At 64.8% G+C, this 15,520-nt stretch carries 10 protein-coding genes; 6 read left to right on the forward strand and 4 right to left on the reverse strand.

Annotated features, from left to right (window positions below):
• The first annotated feature begins 126 nt into the window (after positions 1-126).
• Positions 127-1,758 (forward strand): CehA/McbA family metallohydrolase, encoded by a 1,632-nt coding sequence (locus O3300_RS07545; RefSeq protein ID WP_305052608.1) that lies wholly within the window; start codon positions 127-129, stop codon positions 1,756-1,758.
• On the opposite strand, the gene O3300_RS07550 is transcribed toward O3300_RS07545, so the two are convergent.
• Positions 1,742-2,674, reverse strand: a complete 933-nt coding sequence (locus O3300_RS07550; protein WP_305052609.1) for a LysR family transcriptional regulator — start codon at positions 2,672-2,674, stop codon at positions 1,742-1,744. The two genes, O3300_RS07545 and O3300_RS07550, sit on opposite strands and share 17 nt — an antisense overlap.
• 128 nt (positions 2,675-2,802) lie before the next feature.
• On the opposite strand from O3300_RS07550, the gene O3300_RS07555 reads away from it, so the two are divergent.
• The 4 genes from O3300_RS07555 (at position 2,803) to O3300_RS07570 (ending at position 6,948) form a co-directional block, all read left to right on the forward strand.
• Complete coding sequence (locus tag O3300_RS07555) at positions 2,803-3,231, forward strand: RidA family protein (protein WP_289904829.1); 429 nt, start codon at positions 2,803-2,805, stop codon at positions 3,229-3,231.
• A 130-nt stretch (positions 3,232-3,361) separates the two neighbouring features.
• A complete protein-coding gene (locus O3300_RS07560) occupies positions 3,362-3,991 on the forward strand; it encodes a DUF4304 domain-containing protein (RefSeq protein WP_305052610.1) in 630 nt (209 codons plus the stop codon).
• A gap of 12 nt (positions 3,992-4,003) precedes the next feature.
• Entirely contained in the window at positions 4,004-4,663 is a 660-nt protein-coding gene (locus O3300_RS07565) for a hypothetical protein (protein WP_305052611.1), read from the forward strand.
• Positions 4,664-4,842: 179 nt separating this feature from the next.
• A complete protein-coding gene (locus O3300_RS07570; RefSeq protein WP_305052612.1) occupies positions 4,843-6,948 on the forward strand; it encodes a prolyl oligopeptidase family protein in 2,106 nt (701 codons plus the stop codon).
• An 83-nt stretch (positions 6,949-7,031) separates the two neighbouring features.
• On the opposite strand, the gene O3300_RS07575 is transcribed toward O3300_RS07570, so the two are convergent.
• Complete coding sequence (locus O3300_RS07575; RefSeq protein ID WP_099667313.1) at positions 7,032-7,655, reverse strand: glutathione S-transferase family protein; 624 nt, start codon at positions 7,653-7,655, stop codon at positions 7,032-7,034.
• A 252-nt stretch (positions 7,656-7,907) separates the two neighbouring features.
• Between O3300_RS07575 and O3300_RS07580 the strand changes: the two genes are divergently transcribed.
• Positions 7,908-10,601: a M1 family metallopeptidase gene (locus O3300_RS07580; RefSeq protein WP_305052613.1), complete on the forward strand. Its 2,694-nt coding sequence runs from the start codon at positions 7,908-7,910 to the stop codon at positions 10,599-10,601.
• A gap of 480 nt (positions 10,602-11,081) precedes the next feature.
• Here O3300_RS07580 and O3300_RS07585 read toward each other — a convergent pair whose 3' ends face one another.
• Positions 11,082-12,188 carry an OmpA family protein gene (locus tag O3300_RS07585; protein ID WP_305052614.1) on the reverse strand — a complete coding sequence of 369 codons (1,107 nt, stop codon included), beginning with the start codon at positions 12,186-12,188 and terminating at the stop codon, positions 11,082-11,084.
• Between the two features lie 8 nt (positions 12,189-12,196).
• Positions 12,197-15,502: a hypothetical protein gene (locus tag O3300_RS07590; RefSeq protein ID WP_305052615.1), complete on the reverse strand. Its 3,306-nt coding sequence runs from the start codon at positions 15,500-15,502 to the stop codon at positions 12,197-12,199.
• Between the last annotated feature and the right edge of the window lie 18 nt (positions 15,503-15,520).

Here is a 15,520-nt window from a genome sequence, read left to right on the forward strand (position 1 = left end):
GAACCGGCACGTGGCAACTCTTGTCTAACTTACCATCTGAAGCAGTTGCGGGAGGCCACGATGCTCAAGACACTGCGTCGCTGGCGGCCGCCTTGGCCGCCATGGCTCGCTTGCGTGTGTGCTGGCGTGTTGCTCATAACGTGGAGCAACAGTGTCGCCGCGCAAGAGCCGAAGGAGCACAGCGAACTCGACGCCACTGTCGTCGCGCCCTTCCGCGCCGCGCCCGGGGCACGGACAACGCAGGCACGCACCTTTCTGGTCCGCCTCGCCTATCCCGACGAGGGGCGCGCGCATGCGGTGAGCTGGACCTTGACCTTGTCCGGTCCGGGGCCGCAAGGCGCCTTGCTGCGGCACTGGTCGGGCACGGAACAGGTAAGGGCCGGCGGCAAGAGCATCGCCCTGCCCTGGGATGGCCGCGCCGACGCCGATGCGCGCGCACGGCGCGTGCCGGTCCCGGACGGTTTATATGAACTGCGCCTGCTGGCCGTGGCCGATGCCGGCACGCCGCAGGAAGCGCAGGTGGAACAGCAATGGCACATCCAGGTGCAGCGGGGGGCCGGCGCGCCGCCCAGGGTACCCGCCTTCCAGGCGGGCTTGCAGCAACTGCCCAGCCTGGATGGTCAGCTTGCGTACCGCATCGTCTACGCCAACCTGCACAGCCAGACGCGCCACAGCGACGGCGGCGCGGCGCTCGATGCCTGTCATGGCGCGCAGGAACCGCAAACGGCGCCCTTCGGTCCCATCGATGCCTACAAATATGCGCAGCAACATGGACTCGACGCCCTGCTGACATCCGAGCACAACCATATGTATGACGGTTCCGATGGCACCAACGCCGCTGCCATCCCTGCCGAAGCGATAGCCTTGTACCAGACGGGGCTGGCCGAAGCGGCCGCGTATACGGCCGCCCATCCCGGCTTCCTGGCCCTGTACGGCATGGAATGGGGCGTCATCAACAAGGGTGGCCACCTGAACATCTTCAATAGCGACCAGCTGCTGGGCTGGGAAAGGAATGCCCTGGGCGAGCTGCTGGCCGACGTGGAAACGCCGAAAAGCGATTACGCTGGCCTGTACGCGCTGATGCGCGAACGGGGCTGGATCGGGCAGTTCAACCACCCTGCCTATGCGGGCCAGTTTCTCGTCGATGGCCAGCCGCTGGGCTACACGCCGGATGGCGACGCGGCCATGGTGTTGTGCGAAGTCATGAACACGTCCGCTTTTTCCACCAACGACGAGGAAACGGAGACGCGGCGCAGCAATTACGAGGCGGCCTGCAACCGGGCCCTGGCGGCCGGCTACCACGTGGCCTTCAGCAGCAACCAGGACAACCACTGCGCCAACTGGGGCGCCGCTTACGGCAACCGTACGGCCGTGCTGGTGGCCAGTCCTGCCGCCGGCACGCCCGTGTCACGCGACGGCTTCCTCGAAGCGCTGCGCGCGCGCCGCGTGTTTGCCACCATGGACAAGCACGCGCAACTGCTGTTCACGGCCAACGGCAAGCTGATGGGCGAGCGCTTCGACAACCACGGTCCCTTGCACCTGGCCATCAACTTCAGCAACAGCGCGGGGCGGCAAGCGGCCGCCGTTGCCATCTTCCACGGCGTGCCGGGAAGCAATGGCTCCGTCACACAGGTATCGGACCAGGCCGAGTTCGCCCTCACGCCGGCGCCCGGCCCCCACTTCTATTACGCGCGGCTGACGCAGGACGACGGCAATATCGTCTGGTCGGCGCCCGTGTGGGTCAATCAGTTGCCGTGACGGTGACAGCGGGGGCGGAATGCCGGGCCATCAGTTCGGCGACCCAGTCGATGAAGACGCGCAGTTTCTTGCTGACATGGCGGTTCGGCGGATAGGCGAGATGGAGCGGCATGGCGTCGACCGTCCATGCGGGGAACAGCGGCAGCAGCTCGCCCCTGGCCACGTGCGGCCGCGCCATATACTCGGGCAGCCACAGCACGCCCAGCCCCGCCACCCCGGCCGCCAGGTAGGCGTTGCCATCGTCGATCGACAGCACGTACTGGCCGTGGATCTTCACGCTCTTGCCCTCGCGGTGCATCACGTACGGAAAGCCGTTGCCGCTGCGTCCCCAGCGAAAGCGCACGATGCGGTGCGCGCTGTCCTGCAAGTCCAGCGGATGCAAGGGCGTGCCCACCCATTGCAGGTAGGCAGGCGCCGCATACACGCCCAGCGGCAAGTCGGCCAGCTTGCGCGCCATCAGCGACTGGTCGGTGATGTCACCGCCACGTATCACGCAATCGACATTGTCGCCGATCACGTCGACCATGCGGTCGCTGGCGCCCATGTCGAGCACAATATCGGGATACCGCGCATGAAACCCGGGCAGCGCCGGCACCAGCAGCAAAGCGGCGAGCGGACTGGGCACGTCCACGCGCAACTGGCCCCGCGGCAAGGCAGCGGCATGCGGCAAGCTCGTTTCGATTTCTTCCAGGGTGTCGAGCACCTGCACGATGCGCTCGTAGTAGGCGGCGCCATCGGCCGTCACATTGACTTTGCGCGTGGTGCGGTTCAGCAACTTCAGGCGCAGCCGCGCCTCGAGCTGCTGCACCAGCTGCGTCACCGTCGTGCGGCTCATATGCAAGGTCGCGGCCGCCCGCGTAAAACTGCCCGTCTCGACCACCCGCACGAATGCCCGCATCGTATCCAACTTGTCCATCCACACCTCCGCCACCCGATTGTTTGGATTATACAAACAGTGCAGGCGATTCTGGCCGCTTTATCAGCAGGCTGGCAGCAGATAAAGTGTTCTCCAGGCAGCAACTTCGCTGCATCGACAAAGGAAAGCTGATGAAACGCGACGTCGTATTCCCTCCGGGCCGCCAAGCCCTGTATGAGCAGAACCGCTATTCGCCCGCCGTGCGCGCCAACGGCCTGCTGTTCGTGTCGGGACAGGTCGGCAGCCGCGAAGACGGTTCGCCCGAACCCGGGCTCGAAGCCCAGGTCCGGCGCGCCTTCGACAACCTGAATGCCATCTTGCAAGCGGCCGGCTGCTCGTTCGACGACGTGCAGGACGTGACCATCTTTATCGTCGACCCGCAGGCCAACTTCCAGCGCATCTGGGATATCGTGCAAGCCGGTTACTGGGGCGAAGCTCCCCACCCCACCGTCACGGCCGTTGGCGTGACGTGGCTGTATGGTTTCCAGTTCGAGATCAAGGTAGTGGCCAGGCTGCCTGGCCAGCACACAGCCCCCGGAAGCGTGCAGGAAAAATAGCGGCAGGTTTTCCCCTCGCACGATTGCCCGCCGCAAGGTGCGCTGGCGCTGATCTATGGCAACATGGCAGCGCCGTTTGGACAGCATGTTGACAGCAAGGCGGCGCAACCGACGAATGCCAGGAAACGGAATGAAGCCAAAAGCGCTGATCATCGCCAATATTGAAGCGTTCTTGCTGGAGCCGCTGACCGCAGCGGGCTTCAAGTTCTCGCCAGGCCAGCTGACCTTCAAGCGCGCGCGGAACGAATTCGTCCAGACCATCCATTTCCAGGCCAACCGCCATAATGAAGAGCATGTCTGCGTGGCATTCTGGAGCCACTATCAGGTTTCGTCCAGATCCTACGCCTCGTGGCACAAGGCGCGCTACGGTCATGAACCTGCCAATCCCATCGTTGGCGCCGTGGCGGACTGGAATATTCCGCACTGGCAATGCGCGAGCGTGGAAGGCGAAGCGCATCACCAGCTCGTCGATCCGGCCCGGAGTGCGACAGTCATGCACTGCCTGCGGCATAATCTGCACACATTGGCCCTGCCCTGGCTTGAGCGCCTGTCCAATTGGGAAAATGCCGCTCTGAGCCTGGTCGAAGCGCAAGACGCGCATGCCAGGGCCTGCGATTTTTATCTGATGGCGGGCCAGCAGGAAAAAGCCCTGTGGGCACTGAACGAGGGCCTTGCCTATTGGAAGAAAAATCCCGGCGCCTCTTTTCCCGAAGAAAAAGAAGCAATCGCTTTACGGATGGAGAAAGACTTCAATGCCTAAACACGCTACGCCATGACCGAGATTACGTGTCCCTACGACGGCGACTGCGGGCGCCGCTTCGACAGCAGCGCCATGGATGCCCCGGATGCTGCGTTTTTAAACACGGCCATCGGCAAGAAAATGACGTTCATGTTCCTGCACTGCCCCGCATGTGCAAGGATGTTCCAGTTCAATCCGGTCGCCTGGATAGCCCAGGCTTGCGAGACGGCTGCGCCCAGGGCCGCCAAAGTCGCGAAGAAAAGCAGCAAGCAGCTGGAAAAATTGCTGGCCAGGGAACAAGTGACCGTGCCCCGGGCCTATCTCGCGCACCTCCGTAGCGCAAAGTCACTACCCGGCGTGGCGATTTTCAAGGACGAAGAGCCCTTCACGCTGTACAGCCTGGACGCGCTGTGCCAGGACGTCGATGTGGATGGAACCAGCTACCTGGCAGTCAGGCAACTGACCGGCTTTGCGCAGGCCCTGGCGCAAGCGGCGGGAATCGGGTCGAAGCAGGCAGCACCGTTCAGCCTTGCCGAACTGGCGGCTTGCCTGGCCATCGGCGAGGAAAATACGCGCATCCTGTTCATCGACAGCCGCGACAAAGAGGCATTGTGGATCTATCACTGCGACGGCGGCGATGTCGAACCGACGCGGCTCACCTTGACCTCGCTGATCGGGCCTGGCGTATGCTGAAAGGCGCGACACGCCGCAGATTCTGCGGCCGGCGTCCATTCCAGCAAACAATATTGGAAAAGCATGCTATTTTTTAAGTAGTCGCCCATAGACACTGGTTCCTCACAGCAATCCATGGCACCATGGCTGCGCCGTTTTGCCTGCAACGCGGCCTCCATCGGACCAACCAGGAACCCTACATGTCGTCATATCGCATTCTCGCCAGCAGCATGCTGCTCGGCCTGGCCGCAGCGGGCATTGCCCATGCACAAGCCCCCGCGCCCGCCGCCGCCAACACCGATCCCCACCTGTGGCTGGAAGACGTCCTCGGCGACAAGCCGCTGGCCTGGGTCAAGCAGCACAATGCCGTCACCACCAAGGAACTGGAAGCCCAGCCCGGATTTTCCGCCCTGCAGGCGCGCCTGAAAACCATCCTCAATTCCAAGGAACGCATTCCCTACGTCAGCAAGGAAGGCGAGTATTACTACAACTTCTGGCGCGATGCCCAGCACGTGCGCGGCATCTGGCGCCGCACCACGCTGGCGCAGTACCAGCAGGCCGAACCCGCGTGGGAAACCGTGATCGACCTCGACCAGCTGGCCGCCGGCGAGAGTGAAAACTGGGTCTGGGGCGGCGCTTCCTGCCTGTATCCAAAGGGCGAACGCTGCCTCATTTCCCTGTCGCGCGGCGGCGGCGACGCCAAGGTGGTGCGCGAATACGATGTGGCCAGGCGCGCCTTCGTCGACGGCGGCTTCACCCTGCCCGAAGCGAAGGGCAGCGCCAGCTGGATCGACCAGGACACCCTGTTCGTCTCCACGGATTTCGGCCCCGGCTCGATGACCAGCTCCGGCTACCCGCGCATCATCAAGCAGTGGCAGCGCGGCACGCCGCTGGCGCAGGCGCAAACGCTGTATGAAGCCAAAGCCGACGACCTGAGCGCGGGCGCCTACAAGGATTTCACGCCCGGCCACGAACACCAGTTCATCGAGCGGCAAATCGATTTCTACAGCGGCGAAATGTTCCTGCGCGACGGCGCCGACTTGAAGAAGGTGCCGAAACCGGACGATGCGACGGCCTTCACGGTGCGCGACCAGCTGGTCATCACCCTGCGTTCGGACTGGAAAGTCAACGGCAAGACCTATGTGCAAGGCTCATTGCTGGCGACCGACTTCAAGTCCTTCATGCAGGGCAAGCAGGTGCTGGAAGTGCTGTACGCGCCCACGGCCACGTCGTCGCTGGACAATGTCACGGCGACGAAATCGGCCATCCTCGTCACCACCCTGGACAAGGTCAAGAACCGCCTGACGGAACTGCGCCACGTGAACGGCAAGTGGCAGCGCCGCGCCGTCGATGCGCCCAAGCTGGGCACCCTGGCCGTCAGCGCGCTCGATCCCGTCGACTCGGACCAGTACTTCCTGACGGTGACCGACTTCCTCAACCCCACCACCCTGTACCTGGCCACGGCGCAAAGCGACAAGCGGACCAAGATCAAGTCGCTGCCCGCCTACTATGACGCGGCGCCGTACAAGGTGGAGCAGTTCGAATCGACGTCGAAGGATGGCACGAAGGTGCCGTATTTCGCCATCATGGGCAAGAAGACGAAGTTCGACGGCAGCAACCCCACCGTGCTGTATGGCTACGGCGGCTTCGAAGTGTCGCTGAAACCGAGCTACAGCGGCACCACGGGCATCGCGTGGCTGGAAAAAGGCGGCGTGTACGTGCTGGCCAATATCCGCGGCGGCGGCGAATTCGGCCCCCGCTGGCACCAGGCGGCGCTGAAGGAAAACCGCCAGCGCGCGTATGACGATTTCATCTCGGTGGCGCAGGATTTGATCCAGCGCAAGGTCACCAGTCCGCGCCACCTGGGCATCATGGGCGGCAGCAATGGCGGCCTGCTGACGGGCGCCGTGCTGGTGCAGCGTCCCGACCTGTTCAACGCCGTCGTCAGCCAGGTACCGCTGCTCGACATGCGCCGCTATAACAAGATGCTGGCGGGCGCCTCGTGGATGGGAGAGTACGGCGACCCAGACGTGCCGGAACAATGGGCGTACATCAGCAAGTACTCGCCGTACCAGAACGTCTTCAAGGACAAGAAATATCCGCGCGTGCTGTTTACCACCTCGACGCGCGACGACCGGGTCCATCCCGGCCATGCGCGCAAGATGGTGGCGAAGATGGAAGAGCAAGGCCACGACGTGCTGTACTGGGAAAACACGGAAGGCGGCCATGCGGGCGCCGCCAATAACGACCAGCAGGCGCTGATGTGGGCACTGACCTACACCTTCCTGCTGGAGCAGCTGAAGTAAGGAAGTCGATAAACCCGGCCTGACGGCCCCCGCAAGACAGAACGCCTGCACCGGATTCCGGCGCAGGCGTTTTTTTCATGGGCCTACTTCGCCTGCGCGCTGGGGCGCTCGGCGATGCGGTCGCGGTAGGCCTGCAGGTGCTGCAAGCCTTCCGCGCCGGGGCGGTACTTCATCAGGCCGCGCGCAAACTCCAGCGCGCAGAAGGCCGTGATGTCGGCAATGGTGAAGCGCTCGCCGGCGATGTACGGCTGCTGCGCCAGCACCTGGTCCAGCCACTGCGCCGTCTCGCGCAGCTTGCCCGCCTGCGCCGTGGCGAAATCGGGAAACTGCGGGTTTTCCAGCGCCACCAGGGCCGGATGGCCGTGGCGCACCCAGTTGGCGGCGGCGCTGAACAAATGCAGTTCCACGCGGCGGTCGGCCATTTCGATGAACGCGCGCTCTTCGAAACCTTCGCCCATCAGGTTCGGCTGCGGCTGCAAGCCTTCCAGGTAGGTGCAGATGGCGCGCGTCTCGGTCAGCACGCGTCCGTCCGCCAATTCCAGCACGGGCACGCGGCCCAGCGGGTTTTTCGCCAGGAAGGCGGGATCGCGGTGCTGGCCCGCCATCAGGTCGAGCGCCACTTCCTCGATGCCGGTGATGCCTTTTTCGGCGATGAACATGGTGACGCGGCGTGGATTCGGCGTGCGGGGGCTGATATACAGTTTCATGTGCAAGTCTCGTCTCGTTAGGGTGGTTGACAATCAGGTGCGGCACCGGCCTGTGGCAAGGCGGTCAGGCGCCCATCATACCAGCGCACCGCCATGGTGCGGCGCTCCCGGCGCGTTGACTTTGCCCCCGTTTCCACTTAGATTGCTGTACGGGAACGCTGGCTTCCAGTTCCAGCGATGTCCCCCAACCGCCATCAACGCTCGCAGCCTACCCGGCCGGCCGGCGTTTTACCCATGAACGAAGGGCATACCATGCATCGCACACCGACTCCGCGTTTCCGCCGCAGCCAACTGGCCGCCGCCGTCCTGGCCCTGGCCGCCGTCACGGCCTTTACCCCTGGCCACGCCGCACCCGCCGCCAAATACGCCTCGGCCAGCCACTCCCCTGGCACCACCACGCAGCTGCCGCGCGGCGTCACGCCCCTGCACTACATCCTGTCGATCACGCCGGACGCCGCCGCCTCCACCTTCAAGGGCGCAGCCGCCATCAAGGTGGCCGTCGACACGCCGACGGCCAGCATCACTTTCAATGCCCTGAACCTGGCGTTTGCCGCCGCCGCCATCGAAGGCGCGGGCGGCAGCAAGCAGATGACGCGCAAGATCGATATCGACGCGGACAAGCAGACGGCCACCGTGCATTTCGCCGAGCCGCTGGCCAAGGGTGAGTACCTGTTGCGCATCGACTACACCGGCAAGATCGGCACGCAGGCCACGGGACTGTTCTCGCTCGACTACGACACGCCGCAAGGACGCCAGCGCGCGCTGTACACGCAGTTCGAGAATTCGGACGCGCGCAGCATGCTGCCGTCGTGGGATGAACCGGACTACAAGGCCACCTTCGCGCTGGACGTGGTCGTCCCGAGCAGCCAGATGGCCGTCGGCAACATGCCGATCGCCAGCAGCGAAGAGCTGGGCAATGGCATGAAGCACGTATATTTCGCCACCACGCCGCGCATGTCGACGTATTTGCTGTTCTTCGGCCTGGGCGACTTCGAGCGGGCGACAAAGATGGCCGACGGCACGGAACTGGGCGTCATCACGAAGAAGGGCGCGCTGGCGCAAAGCCGCTTCGCGCTCGACGAGTCGGCCGCCCTGCTGCGCGAATACAACGATTATTTCGGCGTGCGCTACCCGCTGCCCAAGCTCGACAACATCGCCGCGCCGGGCCGCAGCCAGTTCTTCGGCGCCATGGAAAACTGGGGTGCCGTGTTCACCTTCGAATATGGCTTGCTGCTCGACCCGGCCATCTCGACCCAGTCGGACAAGGAAAACATCTACACCACCCTGTCGCATGAAATGGCGCACCAGTGGTTCGGCGACCTGGTCACCATGCGCTGGTGGGACGACCTGTGGCTCAACGAAGGCTTTGCCTCGTGGATGGAAAGCCGCACCACGGAGCGTTTGCACCCGGAATGGAACACGACCCTGTCCAAGGTGGGCGGGCGCGAATCGGCCATGAGCCAGGATGCGCTGCGCACCACGCATCCGGTGGTGCAGCGCATCGCCACCGTGGAACAGGCCAGCCAGGCCTTCGACGGCATCACCTATCAAAAGGGCAAGGCCGTGATCAGCATGCTCGAAGCGTACGTGGGCGCCGACACGTGGCGCACGGCCGTGCGCAGCTACATGCGCAAGCATGCGTATGGCAATACGGTATCCGACGACCTGTGGCGCGAAGTCGACGCGGCCGCGGGCAAGCCTGTCAGCGCCATCGCCCATGATTTCACCCTGCAGCCGGGCGTGCCCATGATCACCGTGGGCGACGCCGTGTGCAGGAAGGGCAATACGCGCGTGACCCTGACGCAGACGGAATTTTCCAAGGACCAGCCGGACAAGAAACCGCTGTCGTGGAAAGTGCCCGTCATCGCGTCGACGGTCGGCAACGGCAAGCTGGCCCGCGTGCTGGTCAAGAATGGCAAGGCCACCCTGAACGTGCCCGGTTGCGGCGCCCTGCTGGTGAACGCGGGCCAGAGCGGCTACTACCGCACCCTGTATGCGCCGGCCGGCACGCACGCGCTGGCGGGCAGCTTCGCGCGCCTGGCGCCGATCGACCAGCTGGGCTTGCTGGCGGACAGCCAGTCGCTGGGCATGGCGGGCTTGCAAGACCCGGCCGCTTTCCTGGAACTGGTGAAGGCCACGCCGCTGTCGGCCGACCCGCAAGTGCTGGGCCGCGTGGCCGGCGCGCTGAACGGCCTGTATGAACAGTATGCGGGCGACACGGCGCGCCAGCAGGCTTTCGGCCGCTTTGCCATGGCGCGCCTGGCGCCGATGATGGCGCAGACGGGCTGGGAAGCGCGCGCGGGAGAAGCATCGAGCGTGGCGACCCTGCGCGGCCGCCTGATTGCCATCCTCGGCGACATGGGCGAGCCCGGCGTGATCGCGGAAGCGCGCCGCCGCTACGCGGCCAGCGAACAGGATCCGTCCGCCATGCCCGCGCCGCTGCGCCGCACCATCCTGGGTGTCGTGGCCCAGCATGCGGACGCCGCCACCTGGGAACAGCTGCACGCCAGGGCGCAGCAGGAAAAGACGCCGCTGGTCAAGAACCAGCTGTACGACTTGCTGGCCTCGACCGACGACGCGGCCCTGGCGCAGCGCGCGCTGGCGCTGGCGCTGACGGATGAACCTGGCGTGACCAACAGCCCGGCCATGATTTCGCGCGTGTCGCGCAGGCATCCGGAACTGGCGTTCGACTTCGCGCTGGCCCACCTGGAGCAAGTCAATGCGCGCATCGACGCCAGTTCGCGCAGCCGCTACTTCCCCCGCCTGGCCGCCGGCTCGGCGCAGCCGGAAATGATCGCCAAGCTGGAAGCGTATGCGCAGGCCAACCTGCCGGCCAGCGCGCGCGGCGACGCCGACAGTTCCGTGGCCGGCATCAAGTACCGTATCAAGGTGCGTACCGAGCGCCTGCCGGCTGTCGACGCATGGCTGGCCAAGCAAACGGGTTAAGCGCCCGCGCCCGGCGCCGCAGTATGGCGGCGCCGGGCATTTTCCGGCCCTGCACGAAAATCCGGGCAAAAAAAACCGGCTTCGCAAGTCGCGGCAGCCGGTTGAAACGCTGTTTCAGAGCGCAGGGATAAAACGGAAAACACATGAAAAAGTGGAAATCGTGCCGGTCATTGAGGTGTCCGGCAACCTTGCGCCCGGGGTTTCCGTGCGCCATGTATCCACTATGCCAGCCCTTCACTAAGTCAGGCTTAGGACTTCATTAAAGCCCCTTCATTTTCCCGCTTTCACCCTGCATGCCTTGCCATCGCAGCAATTTCACGCTGCGCCGGCCTGTCTGGTGCCGATGGTTGAGCTCACCGGCTAAGCTGTTGAGTCATGCCTGCATCCTATCGCTCCCGGAACGTAGTGATTTGCGCACCGCATGCTGTGTGCCAACAAAAGCATCATAACAGCGGCATATGACCGCCTTATGACGTAGCGCTAAGGTGCGCCGCCCTCCTTTGCGGAACTCTTGATGCCCGTCAACTCGATCTCCACGCGGCGGTTCGGCTGCAGACAGGCGATCAGGGCCGCGCCCGGCGCCACCTTCTCGCAAGCGGCGACGGGTTCCGCCTTGCCCTTGCCATACGCGCTGATGACATTGGCGATGCCCTGTTCGCGCAACAACTGTTTCACCGTCAAGGCGCGCCGCTCGGACAAGGCCTGGTTATAGCTGTCCGAGCCCAGGCGGTCAGTATGCCCCGTCACGGACAGCGTATCGATCTGCACATAGCCCTGCTTCAGGCGCGCCGCCAGGTCGCGGATCTTCTCGATGCCCTGCGGCAGCACGTCGGCCGCGCCCGCCTTGTCGAAGCGGAACAGGGCGTCCATGTCCAGGGTGATGCGCTCATGCTCGATGCGCGGCGGCAAGATGTCCGGCGGCGTTACCCGCTTCGGCTGGTCGGCAGGACAGGATGCCGCGGCGGACTGGGCGGCCGCCTGCGCATCCTCGGCCAGTTGCACGTACGGGTTCGCGTGGCGCCAGCCCTGCTGCTTGTATTCATTGCCCGCATGCGCCAGCTCCACTTCGCCGCACGCCACCTTTTGCGCGGCGCAGGCGAAGCCCGGCGAGGCGCGCAACTTGCCGAAGCCGGCCCACAGGTCGTCGCGCAAGCGCGTGGCGTCGTTCACCAGCGGCGTCGCATCGCCGGGATTGGGCGTGCTGCCGTCTTCCAGCGCGGCAACAATCTTCGCCGATTCCTGCAGCGCCTGCAGGGGAAAGGCCGAGCGGTCGTTGCGCGTGTATTCGTGGAACGATACGTCGAGCCAGCATTGCGCCTTGGACAGGTAATAGTCGCCCACGCGCACGCCGCCGTCGTTGAGCTTCTTGATGCGCTCCTGCAGCAGCCGGTACGCCTGCTGGTCGGCAGAAACGGCCTGGTCGCTGATGCGCAGCTGGGGCATGGCCAGCGGCGCCGCCGGCAGGGTCGGCGTGGCCGCCCGGGCCAGGCCCATGGCCAGCAGGCCGGCGAGCGGCAGCAGTTTCATCGTCGTGGTCATCATCGGTGTCATCGTCGGTGTCATCGTCGGTATCAGTGAAGGAGTCATGGTAGCTTTCATGGCCGGGCCAGGGTGCGGTTGATGGTGGCGTCTTTACCTTTGAACAAGTTTTCATCGAACTTGAAGCGCAGACGCAAATAGGGGCCGCGGGCCGTGTAGTCGGCGCCCGTCAGGTCGCGGTCGGAAAAGCCCGACCAGTTGTGGCCGGCCGACAGCCACAGGTTTTGCGCCAGCAGATAGCCCACTTCGACGCCGTTGGCCCACTGGCGGCTGCCCCCTTGCGGGCTGCCCATCACGGCCGCCAGCACGCCGATGTCCCAGTTCTTGCTGATGTCGTACACGGTGCGCCCGGAAAACAGCCACGCCGTGTATTTCTCTTGCCCGGCGGGCAGGTTCCTGTCGTTATTGTGCTTGGCGGCAACCCTGCCCGTGAACCACCACGGACGGCTGGGGTGGTAATCGAGGTGCGTGGAAACGATATGCGCGCGGTAATTGTCGCCATCGATCTGCGACTGGTCGCGCACCGTCTTGTACTCATAGCGGGCCAGGCCGTTGAAACGATTGTCGTCGACGGGACGCCACGCAAAGCCCAGTTGCGCCCGGTCCTGCAGCACATTGCCCACGGGCGCGCCGCTGGCGTCGTCGTTGTTGCGCGTGTACAGCAGGTAGTTGCGTGCAAGCAAAGTCCAGTCGCGGCTCAGCTTGCGCGCCCAGGCGATGGTATTGAGCCATTGATCCTGGCGCTGGTTGCCCGGCGCGATGTCGCTGTCGAACAGGCGCCGGTACTCGAGCTTGACGGAGCCGCGCCACAGGGGATTGACGGCATAGTCGAAGCCTGCCGCCACGGCCACGGCTTGCTGTTGCTGGCCGTTCATGACTTTCAGGTATTCCACATTCGTGTTCGCCGCCAGCCCTTCGCCCAGGTTCCACGTGTTGCGCAAGCCGGACGCCAGCTGCAAGTCGCGCTGGTTGATGAGGCTGTAATCCATGGCGTCGCGCATGCGGTACTCGCCGAACACGGTGCCGCCCGGCATGTAGCCCGTATCGGCGCCGGCGACAAAGCTGGTGCTGCGGTCGGCCGGATTGAGCGAATACGCGGACGCCAGCCCCGTCTGGTTTTCATAGCGCGCATACAGCCGGCTGCGTTCGGCCAGCTGGTATTGCGCGCCCAGGCCGTAGCGGTGCTGGTCCGCGTCGGCTATGCTTTTTTCCACGTCGCCATTCAGGGTCCAGCGGTCCGTGGCCTTGTATTGCGCGCCCAGGCGCACGGTGGTGGCGTCCAGCGGCACCGTCGCGCCCGCGCCCACGCCGGGATTGATGGGCGCAAACGTGGTGATGCTGCCGCCCGTGACGGGGTCGATGGCCGTGTTCGCCGTGCCGTTGCCGAAGAAGCCGCCCGTGGGATTCAAGCCCGTGCCCAGCGGCGACGTATTCGGCGCGATGCCGGCCGTCGACGGCATGCCGCCGCTCTCCTTCATGTGCTGGATGGACACGTCGAGCAGCCAGCGTTCGCTGGCATTCCACGCCACGCCCAGGCGCTGTGCATCGCGGCGCGCATCCGTGCTGCGCTCGTCGCTGCGGATGGCCTCGCCATACACGGTGACGGCGGGACTGAGCTTGTAGCCCGCTTTCAGCCCCGCCTCGCCCCGCCCGCCCGTGATGCCGGCCGCCGTGTTATTGAAATCCTGGTCGGAACGGCTCCAGAAGGCTTTCGCTTCCAGCTTCTCATCCTTGTGCTGCAACTCGATCCGCGCCGCATTGCCGCTGACTTCATCGCGCAACTCGCCCGCCTGGCCCGACGGCGTCGTGTAGATGCTGCCGCCCGCGCTGTAGCTGGTGGACGTGGTGCGCGCCACCTCGACCACCAGCAGGCTGTGCTCGCCGAGGCGCAAGCCCGCGTTGACGCTATGCAATTTGTACGGCGACAAGGGATTCCTGTCTTCCACGGCCGAGCCGCCGAGCGACACCATCTTGCCCAGCTGCACTTGCCCATCCACGCCCACGGTCCAGAATTTCTCGCCGCCCTGGTCCACCTCATAGCTGATGCGTATCGATTGCGGGTCGCCATTCGGTGTCAGCGCGGGGATCGCCTGCTTGAACAGGATGCGCCCGCTGAACGGCTCGAAGCTGTAATCCTCGAAGCGGCGCAACTGCGTCACTTGCACGATATTGCCGTTCTGGTTCTTGTCGCGCACGACGATCTCGATCTTTTCCGAGTTTTCGATGGCGTTGTTGTTGCGCACGGCGAACGGCCCCGACGTGCCGTTCGCCCGGTATTCCTCGACCACCTGCTTCAGGCTATCGTTGATGGCAAACGCATTCGCGACGATGCCATCCTGTTCATAGTGGCCGCGGCCGCCCGTGGCCGTGCGGTTGTACTGGCCCAGTTTTCTCTGCTGCAAGTTCGCCACGGCGCCGCCGCCCGTCATCTGGCTGAAGCCGTCCCCCGTGGCAAAGTCGCCGTACAGCACATAGCTTTTTTGCCGGTCGATGCGCACATATAAACGGTCGCTGGAGCGGGCGTCGAAATTGCGCACGGAACTGTCACCGTACACGGGATAAAACTCTTCCGGATTGACATCGCGCAAGAGGCGCGCACGCGTATCCTTGTCCGAATCGTAGGCGGCCGTCAGCAAGGCGTCGCCACGGATGGTTCCTTTCAAAAACATCGCCGCGCGGCCTGCCACGTTGGCCTTGCCATTATTAAAAGCACGGCTCCAGCGCTGGATGTCGCGCTCGAAACCGTCATTGAAGCGCGACGGCGCAATGTCGCTGCTCGACAGGCTGCGCTTGCTGATGATGCCGTCGATCAAACCCACGGCCAGCATGTCGCGCAATTCCGGCAAGAAACTGATCGTGCCCTGCGCCGCCACGCTGCCGGCCGACACGCGCAGCAGCACGTCCTGCGGCGTGGCGGGAGCCAGCAGGCCGAACGTCGCCACGCCGTTTTCCACCGCCAGCTGCGTGCCGGGCGTGACCTTGTCGGCGTCGCGCCGTTCCGGGCCCAGTTCATCGGTGCGGGCGCCGGGCAGCAGGATACGCCCGCCGCTGGCTTCGATGGTCAGCAAGGCCTTGCCCGCCAGGGGCTGGCCCTGCTCGTCAAACAGGCTCACCGTCACCTTGACGGGACTCTGGCCATCGGCCGGCACGCCGTTCACGTCCGTCTCGACGGCGATGCGCGCCACGCCCCGGTTGATGGCGTAATCGGTGGCGCCCACCTTGCCGGCAAGGAAGGATGGCGCCGCCACGACGGAGCTTGCCGCACGGTCCGGCAAGGGCAGTTGCGCCAGGCTGGCCGCCGGCAAGGCCAGCAGGGCCAGCGCGGCCGCCATGCGCCGGGGCGCGGGGAGAGTTCTCTTCATGGCTTGTTTCTCTTTAGC

The organism is Janthinobacterium sp. SUN206, assembly GCF_030587305.1.
GTDB classification, from domain to species: Bacteria; Pseudomonadota; Gammaproteobacteria; order Burkholderiales; family Burkholderiaceae_D; genus Janthinobacterium; species Janthinobacterium kumbetense.